A 14,339-nucleotide genomic window follows, 5' to 3' on the forward strand; every position below is an offset into this window, starting at 1 on the left:
TCGGCGGGTTTCGGATCAAGTCGCCTTTACGCGTTTTCCCTTAGGTCGATATCGTGTCGCGCGGTTGCCCTTGCAAGAGGTCAAAAAAAGAGAGCCCGGTAATGTTCCGGGCTCCCGATCGGATGCAGTGACGCAGCCGGGTCGGCCTCAGGCCGCCTCCTCCTGCTCGTCCTCGGCGAACTCGACCTCCGTCTCCGACTCCGCTCCCTCGTCGGCCTTGGCGGCCCGGCGCGGGTTCTTCAGGAGATTGGCCTCGATCTGGCGCACCGCCTCAGTCTCGGAGATGCGGCTGACGGCCGCGACTTCGCGCGCCATGCGGTCGAGGGCGGCCTCGTAGAGCTGGCGCTCGGAGTAGGACTGCTCCGGCTGATTGTCGGCGCGGTAGAGGTCGCGCACCACCTCGGCGATGGCGATCAGGTCGCCCGAGTTGATCTTGGCTTCGTATTCCTGGGCACGGCGGGACCACATGGTGCGCTTCACGCGGGCGCGGCCCTTGACGGTGTCGAGTGCCTTCTTGACCACGTCGGGCTCGGAGAGCTTGCGCATGCCCACCGCGGCGATCTTCGGAACCGGGACGCGCAGCGTCATCTTGTCCTTCTCGAAGGAGATGACGAACAGTTCGAGCTTGTAGCCCGCGATCTCCTGCTCCTCGATGGCGGTGATCTGTCCGACACCGTGAGCGGGGTAGACGATGTGCTCTCCGGCCTTGAAGCCCTGGCGGGTCTGCGACGTCTTCTTGGTGTTGGTGGCCATACGCCCATCACTCCTGCCCATGACGGACCGCCGGTGCCCCCGGCGATCCTCGTGAATGCGCGCCCGCGCCGGAGCGCGAGCCGTTGTCGAGACACGGAAAACGGGGCCGGCGAAAACGCCGCGTCCCCCCGTTCCAATCGCTCTCGGGTCTCAGCCTGTCTTTCTGGAACCCCACCGCCCTTGACCGTCACGCATGCCGACACCACGCCGAGCCATCCGAACGCTCAAGCCGATCATGCGAAAACCCCCTGAGGGAGGAGCCGGTGGGAAAAACGACTGTAGTGATACCAATACCACAAAACGGGCACGAATCAAAGCGATACGGCAGGTTCGATGACCCTTCCACGACGGCGCTCGGCCCGCTTGAGCGGCCACGGAAGCGCCCGGTTTCCGCCGTGGATCCGACTCGCAGCGGCCAGCGCGGACGTGGATCTTGTCCGAATGGACAAGATGCGAAAGGCTTTTCGATCCTTTTCGCGGCGAACCACTCCCGTCACGCCCGAGTTGCCGAGGGGGGCGGACCGGGGACGACCATCAGCCATGCAGCTCTGCATGGCTCCGGCTCAGACGCTCCAAAGCCGCATGGGAATAGTCAGTCACCCTGACCAGGCGCGGGCGAGAAGTGCTCGAGCTTGTTGGCGACCCCGTCCCACGCCTTGGCATCCTCGGGGGGCTCGCGCTTCGACGTGATGTTCGGCCACTGGGAGGCATATTCCGCGTTCAGCTTCAGCCAGCTCTCCAGGCCCGATTCGGTGTCCGGCTTGATGGCTTCGGCCGGGCACTCGGGTTCGCACACGCCGCAATCGATGCACTCGTCAGGATGAATGACCAGCATGTTCTCGCCCTCGTAGAAGCAGTCCACGGGGCAGACCTCGACGCAGTCGGTGTACTTGCACTTGATGCAGTTGTCGGTGACCACGTAGGTCATTCGCATCTCCCAGGCGGGTCGCGGCTCGACGCCGGGCGAAGGGCGAGGGCAGCGTGCGGCCCCGGGTTACCCAATGTCGGAGGCGAGCGCAAGTGCGCTGCGGCACGGGCGGGGATGCGCCAGGGGCGTCACTCGAGCACGACGCCGGGCCGGGCCGGCGCGAAGGGCTCGGCGGCTTGCGGCCCGGCCGGCCAGGTCGGGCGGCCCTGCGGCGCGGGCTCCGGGTCGAGGCGGCCCTCCACCGAGAAGCCGATCCGGCATTCCTCACCCGGCCCGTCCGGTATCGAAAGCGCTCCGCCGTAGGAGGCGAGCACCTCGCGCACGATGGAGAGCCCGAGGCCGGAGCCCTCGACGGCGGCCGATCCGCGCACGCCGCGCTCGACCACGTCGGCGCCGAGGTCCGCCGGCAGGCCGGGGCCGTCGTCCTCCACCGAGAAGACGGCCCGGCCGCCCTCCAGCCAGGCCAGCACCGCGACGCGCGTCCTCGCCCACTTGCGGGCGTTGTCGAGAAGGTTGCCGACCACCTCGCCGAAGTCGTCGGCCTCCATGCGGACGCGCAGGCCCCGGGGGATGTCCACCCGCCAGTCGAGCTCGGCGCCGCGCGGCATGCGCTTCTCCAGGGCGACGATGCGCAGCACGGTCGTCAGGGCGTCGGTCGCCTGCACGGCGCCGACGGTCTGGCCGTGGGTGCGGGCGCGCGACAGCTCCCGCTCCACATGGGCGTTCATGGCACGCACCTGCTCGCGCAGCGTCTCGGCCACGTCCTCGTTGCCGCCGCGCTCCAGGCGGCGGGCCTCGCCCTGGATGATGGTCAGCGGCGTCTTGAGCCCGTGCGCCAGGGTGCCGGCGCGCTCGCGGGCGCGGCGGATCAGGTCGTCCTGGCGGTCGAGCAGCTGGTTCAGGTCCTCGACGAGAGGCTCGACCTCCTCCGGGAAGGCCCCCGTCATGCGGCTGCTGGCGCCTCGCCGCATGCGGTCGAGCTCGCGCCGGAGCGCGGCGAGTGGCGAGAGGCCGAGCCCGATCTGCACCCAGGTGCCGAGCAGCAGCAGGGCGGCGATGACGCCGAGCGCCAGGGCGACGTCCCGGCCGAACTCGTCGGCGAGGGCGTCGATCTCGGCGTGGTCGAGGGCGACCGCGATTGTCTGCACCTTCTCGCCCCCGGGCACGGCGATGCGGGCGGGCTTGGCGAGCAGGTAGAGGGTGACGCCGTCCGGGCCGGTGTATTCGACGGGCTCGGTGGCCGCCAGCGCCGCCTGGACGTGCTCGCGGGCGATGTCGCTGTCCCACAGCGAACGGGACCGGACGACGGGGCCGCCGGCATCGAGGATCGCATAGTAGGCGCCGCTCAGGGGATGGCGGTAGCGCGGGTCGGCCGGCTCGTAGGCGAGGCGCGGCTTGTCGCCGTCGAGGGTCAGCGCCGCGGCGAGCTCCGTCCAGCGGTTCTCCAGCTCGAGGGCGAGGCGGTGCTCCATGTGCCGCTCGAAGACGAGCACCAGCACGCCGTAGGCGGCCGAGAGGGTGACCGCCACCGTGGCGGCGGCCAGGACCATCAGTCGAAGCCGGATCGAACGGGACTTCATGAGGACCGCTCCGCCTCGCGCGCGGCCACCATGTAACCATGGCCGCGTCTTGTGTCGATGACGTGCTGGCCGACCTTGCGGCGCAGCCGGGCGACCAGGACCTCGAGGGCGTTGGAATCCGGCTCCCGGTCGCCGCCATAGACGTGCTCGGCGAGCTCGCCCTGGGAGACGATGCGGCCCGCATGATGGGCCAGGTAGCGGAGCAGCCGGTATTCCAGAGCCGAGAGCGGGATGACCCGGCCGTCGACCGACACCGTCTTGCGGCGGGTGTCGATGGCGAGGTTGGCGGCTTCCAGGCGGGGCGAGGCGTGGCCGGCGCTGCGCCGGAGCACGGCGCCGAGGCGGGCGAGCAGCTCCTCCATGTGGAAGGGCTTCACCAGGTAGTCGTCCGCGCCGGCGTCGATGCCCTCGACGCGCTCCATCCAGGCGCCGCGGGCGGTCAGGACGATGATCGGCGTCGTGACCCGGGCGGCGCGCAGGCGGCGGATCACGGTCAGGCCGTCGAGCTTCGGCAGGCCGAGATCGATCACCATGGCGTCGTAGTCCTCGGTCTCGCCGCGGAACCAGGCGTCCTCGCCGTCGCCGGACACCTCGACGACGTAGCCGGCCTCGCCGAGCCCCTCGGCGACGTCGGCCGCGATCTTGCGTTCGTCCTCGACCAGAAGAATGCGCATCAGTGCCGCCTGACCTCGATCACCCGGTTTCGCCTGGCGTCCACCCGGACGTCACGGTACTGCCCGTCGGCCTGCAGCACGAGGACCCAGTAGGTCCAGGCGCCGATCCCGTCCGGCACGATGCGGACGTCGACCACCCGGCCGGGGGCGGCGCGGGCGACCACCGGCATGACGCTCGCGAAAGGGACGGCCCGTCCGGTCGCCACCAGCTCGCGGGCGAGTTCCTGCTCGGCGCGCTGGGCGGAGCGCCGGGAGCGGTCGTCGTCGAGGCCGATGTAGGTGCCGCCGGAGCCGGATGACGGCAGACCGTGGCCGTAGGTCGTGGTCCCGCCGGGGCCGGTCCAGCCGCCGCTCCCCGACGAGCCCGAGCCGCTGCCGCTCCCGGAACTGCCCGACCCGGAGCTGCCCGACCCGCCGCTGCCTCCCGAGCCGCTGTTGCTGCCGGAGCCGTTGGAGCCGCTGCCGCCGCTCGAGCCGCTGTTGCTGCCGGAACTGCCCGAACCGCTGTTGCCGCCGGACCCCCCGGAGCTCCCCGATCCGCCCCCGGAATCGTCCGAGCCGTCCTTCGCGCGCGCCGACTCGGGCCAGGCGCCGGCGAGCGCCGGGACCAGGGCGGAGAGGACGAGGAGGGTGCGGGTGAGCCCGCGCGGGCGTGCCATCCGGCGAGGGTAGGATCGGTCCGCTTACATCAGGCTTACGCCCCGTCTCAGGTGCATGCAAAGCGCGGTCCGGCAGTGTCTCGGGCATCGGCCCCCAGGGGCTTCGGGAGACAGCACGATGAGCAGACATCTTCTCGCCCTGGCGGTCCTGACCGCCGCCGGCTTCGCCGGGACGCCCGCCTCGGCGTTCCAGTCCGGCCCCATGCCCGGCTTCCGCGACCCGATCGCGGTCGGAGGCGACGCGCAGGGGGACGCCGTCGTCGTCCTGGTTCACGACGGCGGCGGGTCTGGCGGGGGGTCCGGTGGGTCCGGCGGGGGATCCGGGTCCGGCGGCGGCTCGGGGTCGAGCGGCGGCTCGGGGTCCGGAAACTCCGGCTCCGGAAACTCCGGCTCGGGGAACTCGGGCTCGGGGAATTCGGGCAGCTCGGGCAATTCGGGCTCTGGAAGCTCCGGTTCGGGCAGCTCGGGCTCTGGCAGCTCCGGATCGTCGGGCAGTTCGGGCGGCGGGTCGGGAAGCGGGTCGAGCAGCCGGTCCGGACGCAACGGCGCCGACGACGGCCCGGACCACGACCTGTTCGACGACCACGGCGGCGGCCGAACGGCCGGCAGGGCGGCCACGACCACCTCGCGATCCGGCACGGCCCGGTCCGGCGCCGCCAAATCCACCGGCACCGCGAAGACCGCGACCCCGCCCACGGTGCGGCGGAACGGGGGGCTCGACGACGGGCCGAACCACGACGCCACCGACGACCGGGGCGGCACGCAGCGGCGTGGCGGCTCGGGCCGGGGCGGAGCGGACGACGGTCCCAACCATCTCTGAGGCAGGGCTCGGGGTGAGAGAGGCTCCGGCCGGGTGCCCCCACCCGGGCGTGGGGAGGGACGGGGACGTGCCGGGCGCACGTCCCCGCCTTTCCGTCAGTCCTCGTCCGGGCCAGGATCGAGGGCGTCCAGGCGTCGCCGGTCGCGCTTGGTCGGACGGCCCGTGCCGGGGTCGCGCTCCAGGGCCGTCGGCCCCGATTCGCGCGGCGGAGGCGGCGGGCTGAGGTCCTCGAAGAGGTGGGCGGCTTCGGTCGCCGAGCCGCGGCGCTCGGCGAAGCCGGCCACCTTCAGCACCAGGACGCGGTGCGCCAGCGTGATGGTGAGCACGTCGCCGAGGCGCACCGGCTCACTCGACTGTTCGACGCGTTCGCGGTTCTTGCGGACCTGGCCGGCCTCAGCGAGTTTCTGGGCGAGACTGCGGGTCTTCACCACGCGCGCGTGCCAGAGCCACTTGTCGATGCGCTGGCGTTCCGCGCCAGCGGCCGGGACGCCCGCCGCCATGCCGCCCGCTCCCTCCGGCTACTTCTTTCCCTTCGCCTCCAGCTCGGCCTTGAGGGCGGCGAGCGCCGCGAAGGGGGAGTTCGGGTCGACGGGCTTCTCCGGGCGCTTCGGCCGGTCGTCGCGGCGCGGGCCGGCGCCCGGCCCCGGGCCGCGCTCGTCCCGGCGCTCGGGTCCGCCGCGTCGGTCGCCGCCGGGCCCGCCTTCGGGGCGTCCGCCGCCCGGCCGACCCTTCCAGCCCTCGCGTCCGCCTTCCGGGCGGGGCCGGTCACGACGCGGCTCGCCGCCGCGGTTGTCGCCCCGGTTCTCGGCGCCGCGGGCCTCCTGGGAGCGCTGCGCGCCGCCCTCGCGCTGGCCACGCTCGCCGCCGCGCTGCTGGCGCGGACCGTGATCTCGGCGCTCGAAGCGGCCGGGCCGCCACACCTCGATCTCCACCTGCTCGGTGGCGGCCGGCTCCGCCGCCGCCTCGGGGACGGAGGTCTCGGCTTCGGCCGAAGCCGGTTCGGCCTCGGCGGCCTGCGTTTCACCGGCGGCCGCCGCTTCGGCGTCGACGGGCGCCGCCTCGGCGTCGGTTTCGGGAGCCTCCACGGCGGGCGCCTCGGCCGTTGCCGCAAGCTCCTCGCCGGCTTCGGGCGTCGTCTCGGCGCCGCTCTCGGCCGTGGAGACGTCCGGCGCCTCGGCGGTCGCTTCCGCGGGGATCGTTTCGGCGGCGGCCGGCTCGGGCGCGGCCGGAGCCTCGGCCGGGACCGCCGCTTCGGCCGTGCCGAGGTCCGGCGCGGCCTCCGGGGGAGCCGTCTCGGCCTCGCCGACGGCCGGCGCCGCCTCGGCCTCCGTGGCGGCGGCATCCGTCGGGGCGCCCTCGGCGGCCTTGGTGGGCTTGGCGGCGGGGCGGGTCACCTTGCGCTTCTCGTTGCGGTAGCCGAGCGACTTCAGGATGGAGGCGAAGTCCTCGCCCGAGCAGCCGACCAGCGAGGTCATGGCGACCGTCACGGTGAAGCCGCCGCCGCCCATGACGGCGCCGTCGGGCGGCGACACGGTGGGGTCGAGGGGCTTCCAGGCGACGAGCGGCCGGATCAGGTCGGCGAGGCGCTCCAGGATGTCGATGCGCACGGCGCGCTCGCCGGCGACGCGGTAGCCGACCACGCGGTAGAGCGCCTTCGGGATCGCCTTGTCGACCGGGATCGAGGTGCGGCCGGACATGGAGAGCTGGTGCAGGCCGTTGACGACCTGCGGCTCGACGTTGCCGTTCTTCAGGCCCCAGAGCTGGGCGATGAGGCCGCTCGGCGCCGGCTTCAGGAGCAGCGGCAGGAAGATGTGGTAGGCGCCGAAGCGGACGCCGTACTTGCGCAGGCCAGCCCGCATGGTCTGGTCGAGCGCCTTCACCTCGTCGGCTACCTGCTGGCGCTCGAGTACCCCCAGGCCTTCGACGAGCTGGAAGGCGAGCCCGCGGGCGATGCCCTCGAGGTCCTGCGCGTCGCGCAGGTCGACGAGCGGCTTCAGGAGGCCTTCGACATGGGCCTTGACCCACAGCGCCAGCCGCGCGTCCACCTTCTCGCGGGCCGGGCCGGTCAGCTGCTCGTCGGCGAGCAGGATGACGGTCGGCGCCATGGCGTCCTGCCCGGCGGCCAGCTTGGCGACCGCCTGGCCGAGCCACCGGATGGTGCCGTCGGAGGCGAGGGCGAACTCGCCGTTGGGGGCCTTCGAGAGCTTCTCGGCGCGGGCCTCGATCTCGGTGGCGAGCGACTTGGCGGCGGCGTTGCGCACCGCCTTGGCGTCGGTTCCCTCGGCCGTGGCGTCTGGCGCGAACCGGAAACCGTCCAGGTGGCCGACCCGGTGGCCCTCGACGAGGACGTCCCCTTCGGCCGTGATCTCCGCTTCCAGCATGGCGTTCTCTCTCAGGCGTCTCATCAGCACCGACGTCCGGCGGTCCACGAAACGCTGTGTGAGGCGATCGTGCAAGGCGTCGGACAGGCGATCTTCCACGGCGCGGGTCTTTTCGCGCCATCCTGTGGGATCCGAGACCCAGTCGGGCCGGTTCGCCACAAAGGTCCAGGTCCGGATGTGTGCGATCCGGTTCGAGATCGTATCGATGTCGCCCTCGACCCGGTCGGCCTCCTTGACCTGGCGGGCGAACCAGTCGTCGGGGATGCGGCCGTCGCGGACGAGGTAGTCGTAGACCGTCGTGACCAGCTCGGCGTGGTTGGCCGGAGCGATCTTGCGGTAGTCGGGCAGGGCGCAGACGTCCCAGAGGAGCCGGACGCGGGCCTCGGTGGTGGCGAGGTCCAGAATGGCCGGGTCGCGCAGCGCGTGGTCGAGCGCGGTCAGGTCGTCGGCCGGCGGGGCACGGGTCAGGCCCTCCTCGCGCGGGGGGTCGTCGAGGGAGCGGCGGAGCGCGCGGGTGGTCGAGAAGTCGAGGTGCGAGTTGCGCCACTGAATGGTCTTCAGCGGCGCGAACTGGTGCGTCTCCAGGGCCTGCACCAGCTCGTCCTCGAGCGGGTCGACGCGGCCGGTCACCCCGAAGGTGCCGTCGCGCGTGTGGCGCCCGGCGCGGCCGGCGATCTGGCCCATCTCGGCGGCGGTGAGCTGGCGGTACTGGTAGCCGTCGAACTTGCGGTTGCCCGCGAAGGAGATGTGGTCGACGTCGAGGTTGAGGCCCATGCCGATGGCGTCGGTGGCGATCAGGGTGTCGACGTCGCCCGACTGGAACAGCTCGACCTGGGCGTTGCGGGTGCGCGGCGAGAGGGCGCCGAGCACCACGGCGGCGCCGCCGCGCTGGCGGCGGATCAGCTCCGCGATCGCGTAGACCTCGTCGGCCGAGAAGGCGACGATGGCGGAGCGCGGCGGGAGGCGGGTGATCTTCTTGGACCCCGCGTAGGTCAGCTGCGACATGCGCGGGCGGGTGACCACGTTGAGGCCCGGCAGCAGCCTCTCGAGCAGGCCCCGGATCGTGGCGGCGCCGAGCAGCAGGGTCTCGCCGCGGCCGCGCAGGTTGAGGAGCCGGTCGGTGAAGACATGACCGCGCTCGAGATCGCCGGCGAGCTGCACCTCGTCGATGGCGACGAACTGGACGTCGGTCTCGCGCGGCATGGCCTCGACAGTCGAGACCCAGTAGCGCGGGCGGTCGGGGACGATCTTCTCCTCGCCGGTGACGAGCGCGACCGCCTCGGGGCCGGCGCGGGCCACGAGCTTGCCGTAGACCTCGCGCGCCAGCAGGCGCAGCGGCAGGCCGATCAGGCCGCTCTCGTGGGCCAGCATGCGCTCGATGGCGAGGTGGGTCTTGCCGGTGTTGGTCGGCCCCAGCACCGCCGTCACGGTCTTCGCCCGGATCGACGGCGGCAGGGGCGCGCGGGCGGCGAAATTCATGGCGTCGCGGCCCTCACGGGCACTCCGGCGCCCCGGGGCGTCACGGCGTTTCGCTGCGGCCGGCGGGCGAGGGGACAGCAGCCCCCCGGTCCGATCCAAGCCCTTCCAAACGGCATCGGCGTCATCGCGTCTCGACGGACCGTGGCGGTCCCGGGGTGAGGCCCCGGACGGCGCGGATCCCATCCGCGCGGCCTCCGGAGCCCCGGCTTCGGGGCTGTCCTAGCACAGCGAAGAGGGGATTGCGCGCCTTTTCGGGTTTCAGGGAGGAGGCGGCCGGCACGCTCCGGCCGGGGCGCCTGCGGCAACCGGAACGAGTCCCGAACGAATCGCGGTCGAATCGCTGATTCGCGCCGATTCAGGATTCGTTCCCTACGAGATGTGGTGGCCATGCCGGGCGATTCACACAAAACGCGATTCCTTTCAGAGGCTTGCCGGGCGGTCGTCGCGCGGGCTCTCGGCGCCGGGGCGTCCTCGCCGATGCAACCCGCGCGAGTCGTCCCTTGGCCCGCCGGCGCCGCCATCGTCTTCACCAACGGGGTGGAAGCGGAACGGGCCGGGCACGAATCGCCGACCGGGCGGTCTTCCGCCTTCGTTCTCCCGATATGTTGGGGGGTCGGAGACGGCGGGCACAGGATGTCGCCCGACCGGGCCCGGGCGCGGGGGAATCGCGGGACGGCCGCGTTCACGCTTCCGGCCCGAAACGGGACGTCAGGCCGCCATGGCGTCGCGGACTTCGGCGAGGATCTCGAAGGACCGCACCCGCCTGGCGTGCGCGTGGATCTGGCCGGTGACGATCAACTCGTCGGCGGCGGTCTCGGCGATGATCCGCTCCAGGCCCGCCCGGACGGTCGCCGGCGCGCCGACCACCGAGAAGGCCGTCACGCTGTCGAGCATGCGCCGCGCCGCCGGATCGAGCCGGTCCTCGAAGGTCGGGTCCGGGGGCGGCAGGCGGCCCGGGCGGCCGGTCCGCAGGTTCAGCACGGCCTGGCGCTGGGAGGTGAAGAGGAGCCGGGCCTCGTCGTCCGTCTCCGCCGCGATGACGCTCGCGGCCACGATGGCGTGCGGCTTCGGCCAGAGCGCGGAGGGGCGATAGCGGTCGCGGTAGATCGCCAGGGCGTCGAAGAGCTGCGCGGGGGCGAAGTGGGACGCGAAGGCGAAAGGCAGGCCGAGCAGGGCGGCGAGTTGCGCGCCGAACAGGCTGGAGCCGAGGATGTAGAGCGGCACGCCGGTGCCGGCGCCCGGGATGGCGCGGATGCGCTGGTCGGGCTCGGGCTCGCCGAGCAGCCCCATCAGTTCGATGACGTCGTCGGGAAAGCGCTCGGCGGCGGTGTCGAGGTCGCGCCGGAGCGCGCGGGCGGTGGCCGGGTCGGTGCCGGGCGCGCGGCCGAGGCCGAGGTCGATGCGCCCCGGGAAGAGGCAGGCGAGCGTGCCGAACTGTTCGGCGATCACCAGGGGCGAATGGTTGGGCAGCATGATGCCCCCGGATCCGACCCGGATCGTCGAGGTCGCGGCGGCGACGCGGCCGATCAGCACAGCGGTCGCGGCGCTGGCGATGCCGGGCATGTTGTGGTGCTCGGCGAGCCAGTAGCGGTGGAAGTCGAGCCGCTCGGCATGGGTCGCCAGGTCCACCGTGTTGGCGAGGGCGGCGGAGACGTCGGAGCCCTCCGGGACGGGGGCGAGATCGAGGACGGACAACGGGATCATCGGGGGGCCGGGGAGCTGGTGCTGGGCCCCCAATATAGGCACGCGGGCGCGGGCGTTTAACCCTCAGGACCCGAGCGGGAACGAAGCTGCGACGAATCGCTGACCGGCACGGATTCGCGCTCCGTTCGCCACAGGATGCGGGATCGCGTCGGGGCCCGGCCCCAGATCTGGGGAGGGCGCTGCCCGAAAGCCGCGGCCGAAGAGCCGCTCCGGAAAGGATTCCGGCCCGTTCCGGGACGGCGCGACCGGGCGGCCCGCGGTCAGCGGATCGCCTGGGCCTCGTTGCCGATCACGGTGAAGCGGTCGGCGTCGACCACCAGGAGGCCGGTCAGGGTCATCACGGCGACGCGGACGGGGACCAGCACGCCGGTGTCGGCGGCGGGGACCAGGGTCACCTCGATGTCCTTGTTGTCGACCATGAACTTCGTCGAGTCCTTCTCCGGCTTGTGGCCGGCGACGGGTACCCAGCGGGCCGCGCAGGTGATCGAGGGGCCGGCGTAGCCCGCCTTCTGGATCGGGCCGGCGGCCTTGAAGGATAGCTTGACGTCGTAGCGCGTCCAGCCGTCGAAGACGGGAAGCGTCCGGTCGCAGGCGGCCGGCCCGAGCGCGGCGTCGCCCTTGCGGGGCAGGGGCATGAGGATCGCGCTCAGGGGATCGACGACGCCCTGCCGGTGCTGCGCCTCGACGGGGACCCGCTCGGGGTCGTCCTTCAAGGGCGGGTTCTGGTCCAGGCTCTTGATGGTGCCGTTGGCGAGGCCCATCACCACGTGGGCGGGCCTGCGCTCGCCGTTCGTGTCGAGCTGGTAGGTGGCGGCGGCCGGCTTGTCGCCCTTGATGGCACCCGTCGCCATGGCCTCGCCGGTGGCGCGGCTGACCACCTTGGCGACGCCCGTCGTGCGGTAGCCGACACGGGCCGTATAGGCGTCCTTGTCCACCTTGACGACCAGGTTGCCCTTGGCGAGGGCGATCCCCCCGATGGTGATGTCGTAGCTGGCGCTGATCTGGCCGTCGCCGGCGGCGGCCGGTCCGGGCAGGGTCGCCAGGGCGCCCACGACGGCGAGGCCGGCCATCCGGCAAAGGCTCACGCGGTATGCCGGCACGCTCATCCTCCTCGTCGGCCCAGCCCGCCGGATAGGCGGCGAATGGGTCGAATCTTTGGCCCGTATGGTGAATGAATGGTTAACGCCGCCGGCCTATCGGCGTTGCCCCGCTTCGGCGGGGGTGTCGCGGCCGCCGCCCGCGGGGGCGAGGCTTGACGGGCCGGACCCCGGTGACTATAGAAGCGCCCAATCTCCAGACCCTCGTGTGACGACCGATCCGGGGTTCCCGAAGATCCCGGTCGCGTAGAAGGATGTTTGACCATGGCTCGGCGCTGCGAACTGACGGCGAAGGCGGTCCTGACCGGTAACAACGTCAGCCACGCCAACAACAAGACCCGGCGGCGCTTCCTGCCGAACCTGGTCAACGTGACCCTCATCTCCGAGGCCCTCGGCCGCAGCGTCCGCCTGCGGGTGTCGGCCCATGCGCTGCGCTCCGTGGAGCACCGCGGCGGCCTCGATGCCTTCCTGGCGAAGGCGGACGAGCGCGAGCTGTCACAGCGCGCGCTCCTTTTGAAGCGCGAGATCGCCAAGGCGGCCACCGCCGCCTGAGCCAATCTCGGTCCGTCCGGTTCCGGAGGCCGCCCCCGAGGCGGCCTTCCCCGTTTCGAGGGCCCGGTTCGGCACGCAGGAGATCCGCGTGCTCGGCCTCCCGGTCCGCGCCGCCCTGACGGCGGTCGGGGCCATGACGCTCGTCGTCGTCGCCTCCAACGTGCTCGTGCGCTACCCGGTCGAGGGCTCGATCGGGGCGCTGTCGCTCGCCGACCTGCTCACCTACGGCGCCTTCACGTATCCGGTCGCGTTCCTGGTGACGGACCTGACCAACCGGCGCTTCGGGCTCGTCGCGGCCCAGAAGGTGATCCTCGCCGGCTTCCTGGTGGCGGTGGTCCTCTCGGCCTTTCTGTCTTCGCCGCGCATCGCCGTCGCGTCGGCGAGCGCGTTTCTGGCGGGGCAGATGCTGGACGCGCTCGCGTTCGACATGCTGCGCCGCTCGGGGGGCTGGTGGCGGGCGCCGCTCCTCTCCTCGCTCGCCGGATCGGCGCTCGACACGGCGATCTTCTTCTCGCTCGCCTTCGCGCCCGGCTTCGAGGCGCTCGGCGCGGGGGACGACTTCGCGGTCGCGGCGGCTCCGCTCTTCGGCCTCATGGCGCCCGAGGTGCCGCGTTTCGTTTCCTGGGCGATCGCCGACTTCTCGGTGAAGACCTTCTTCGCGCTCGTGATGCTGGCGCCCTACCGCGGCCTGGCGGCGATCACCGAGCCCGAACGGGCCTGACGACGGCGGGGCGCGGCGCGCCGGCGCCTCAGTTCCGTTCGGCCGACTTGCCGCGGACCGAGCCGACCACCGTCGTGCGGTCGGCCGCCTCGGCGGTGCGCGAGCCGGTCACCTCGAAGCGCGAGGCGGCGACGGTCAGCAGCCCCATCTGGGTCCCGATCACGACCTTGTAGGGGATCAGGACGTTGGTCTGCCCCACCGGCACGAACCAGATCGAGAATTCGAGGTTGCGCTCGAACCTGGCCTGCTCGGGGGAGAGCGGGCGGAAGCCGGCGATGGGGCGGTAGCCGACGCTGCAGATGACGGCCGGGCCCGAATAGGAGCCGGCGCCGCCGCGGATCTCGGTCTTGGCGCCGTAGACGAGGCGCAGGTCGTAGCGGACGCGGCCGTCGAAGACCTTCAGGGTGCGGTTGCAGACCTTCGGGGTGAGGGCGTCGTTGGCGCTCGGCACGGTCACCACGAAGGCGCCGAGGGGATCGACCACCCCGCGCTTGTGCTGCGCCGTCACCGGTATGCGCTGGTCGGCCCCGGCTGTGCGCAGTTCCGTCGCGGTCAGGCTCGCGACGGAGCCCCCCGCGAAGGTCATGCTGACGACGTTGGCGATCGGCCCGCCGTTGACGGCGAGGGCGTAGGAACGGGAGAGCGTGTTGCCCGGCTGGGCCTTGCCGGCGGCGCTCGCCTGGGCGGAGCGGTTGCCCATCATGGCGGCGAAGCCGACCACCCGGGCGCCGAGGGAGGCCTGGTAGTCGCCGCCGCCCGAGAGGTCGAAGCTCAACTCGCCGGAGGCGACCGAGAACCCGGAAAGGTTGGCGTCGTAGTTGGCGACGACGCGCGTCTGCGCCAGCGCGGGGGTCGATCCCAGGACGGCCAGGGCGGCGCCCGCGAGTGCGGCGCGGCGATACGACAGCCTACGCGATACCGCCATCATCAATCCTCCAGGCGCGGTCCGACCGCGCGGGGGTCGGACCCCGGCTTGAATACGAGAGAATAC

General features: G+C 72.3%; 13 protein-coding genes. 2 read left to right on the forward strand and 11 right to left on the reverse strand.

Going from position 1 to position 14,339, the window contains the following annotated elements; translation table 11 throughout:
* Positions 1 to 147: 147 nt before the first annotated feature.
* The 10 genes from WBG79_RS18835 to WBG79_RS18880 all read right to left on the reverse strand — a co-directional run bounded on the left by WBG79_RS18835 (position 148) and on the right by WBG79_RS18880 (position 12,078).
* Entirely contained in the window at positions 148 to 753 is a 606-nt protein-coding gene (locus WBG79_RS18835; RefSeq protein WP_337358721.1) for a CarD family transcriptional regulator, read from the reverse strand.
* A gap of 592 nt (positions 754 to 1,345) precedes the next feature.
* Entirely contained in the window at positions 1,346 to 1,681 is a 336-nt protein-coding gene (gene fdxA / locus WBG79_RS18840) for a ferredoxin FdxA (RefSeq protein WP_337358722.1), read from the reverse strand.
* 128 nt (positions 1,682 to 1,809) lie between these two features.
* The gene (locus WBG79_RS18845; RefSeq protein WP_337358723.1) at positions 1,810 to 3,261 is read right to left on the reverse strand and encodes a sensor histidine kinase; all 1,452 of its coding nucleotides are present in this window, start codon (positions 3,259 to 3,261) and stop codon (positions 1,810 to 1,812) included.
* Positions 3,258 to 3,935: a response regulator transcription factor gene (locus tag WBG79_RS18850; protein WP_337358724.1), complete on the reverse strand. Its 678-nt coding sequence runs from the start codon at positions 3,933 to 3,935 to the stop codon at positions 3,258 to 3,260. The genes WBG79_RS18845 and WBG79_RS18850 overlap by 4 nt, the downstream gene beginning before the upstream one ends.
* Entirely contained in the window at positions 3,935 to 4,594 is a 660-nt protein-coding gene (locus WBG79_RS18855; protein ID WP_337358725.1) for a PepSY domain-containing protein, read from the reverse strand. The genes WBG79_RS18850 and WBG79_RS18855 overlap by 1 nt, the downstream gene beginning before the upstream one ends.
* A gap of 270 nt (positions 4,595 to 4,864) precedes the next feature.
* Positions 4,865 to 5,338: a hypothetical protein gene (locus WBG79_RS18860; RefSeq protein ID WP_337358726.1), complete on the reverse strand. Its 474-nt coding sequence runs from the start codon at positions 5,336 to 5,338 to the stop codon at positions 4,865 to 4,867.
* A 171-nt stretch (positions 5,339 to 5,509) separates the two neighbouring features.
* Positions 5,510 to 5,914, reverse strand: coding sequence for an RNA-binding S4 domain-containing protein (locus WBG79_RS18865; RefSeq protein ID WP_337358727.1), 405 nt, complete (start codon positions 5,912 to 5,914; stop codon positions 5,510 to 5,512).
* Positions 5,915 to 5,932: 18 nt separating this feature from the next.
* Positions 5,933 to 9,274: a DEAD/DEAH box helicase gene (locus tag WBG79_RS18870; protein WP_337358728.1), complete on the reverse strand. Its 3,342-nt coding sequence runs from the start codon at positions 9,272 to 9,274 to the stop codon at positions 5,933 to 5,935.
* A gap of 708 nt (positions 9,275 to 9,982) precedes the next feature.
* Entirely contained in the window at positions 9,983 to 10,978 is a 996-nt protein-coding gene (locus tag WBG79_RS18875) for an LLM class flavin-dependent oxidoreductase (RefSeq protein ID WP_337358729.1), read from the reverse strand.
* Between the two features lie 260 nt (positions 10,979 to 11,238).
* Entirely contained in the window at positions 11,239 to 12,078 is an 840-nt protein-coding gene (locus WBG79_RS18880; RefSeq protein ID WP_337358730.1) for a DUF3108 domain-containing protein, read from the reverse strand.
* A 261-nt stretch (positions 12,079 to 12,339) separates the two neighbouring features.
* On the opposite strand from WBG79_RS18880, the gene rpmB reads away from it, so the two are divergent.
* Entirely contained in the window at positions 12,340 to 12,627 is a 288-nt protein-coding gene (rpmB, locus tag WBG79_RS18885) for a 50S ribosomal protein L28 (protein WP_337358731.1), read from the forward strand.
* Positions 12,628 to 12,760: 133 nt separating this feature from the next.
* Positions 12,761 to 13,348: a VUT family protein gene (locus WBG79_RS18890; RefSeq protein ID WP_337358808.1), complete on the forward strand. Its 588-nt coding sequence runs from the start codon at positions 12,761 to 12,763 to the stop codon at positions 13,346 to 13,348.
* 28 nt (positions 13,349 to 13,376) lie between these two features.
* Here WBG79_RS18890 and WBG79_RS18895 read toward each other — a convergent pair whose 3' ends face one another.
* Positions 13,377 to 14,273 (reverse strand): DUF3108 domain-containing protein, encoded by an 897-nt coding sequence (locus tag WBG79_RS18895; protein WP_337358732.1) that lies wholly within the window; start codon positions 14,271 to 14,273, stop codon positions 13,377 to 13,379.
* Positions 14,274 to 14,339: the final 66 nt, after the last annotated feature.

This window comes from Prosthecomicrobium sp. N25 (genome assembly GCF_037203705.1).
In the GTDB taxonomy this organism is placed as follows: domain Bacteria; phylum Pseudomonadota; class Alphaproteobacteria; order Rhizobiales; family Ancalomicrobiaceae; genus Prosthecodimorpha.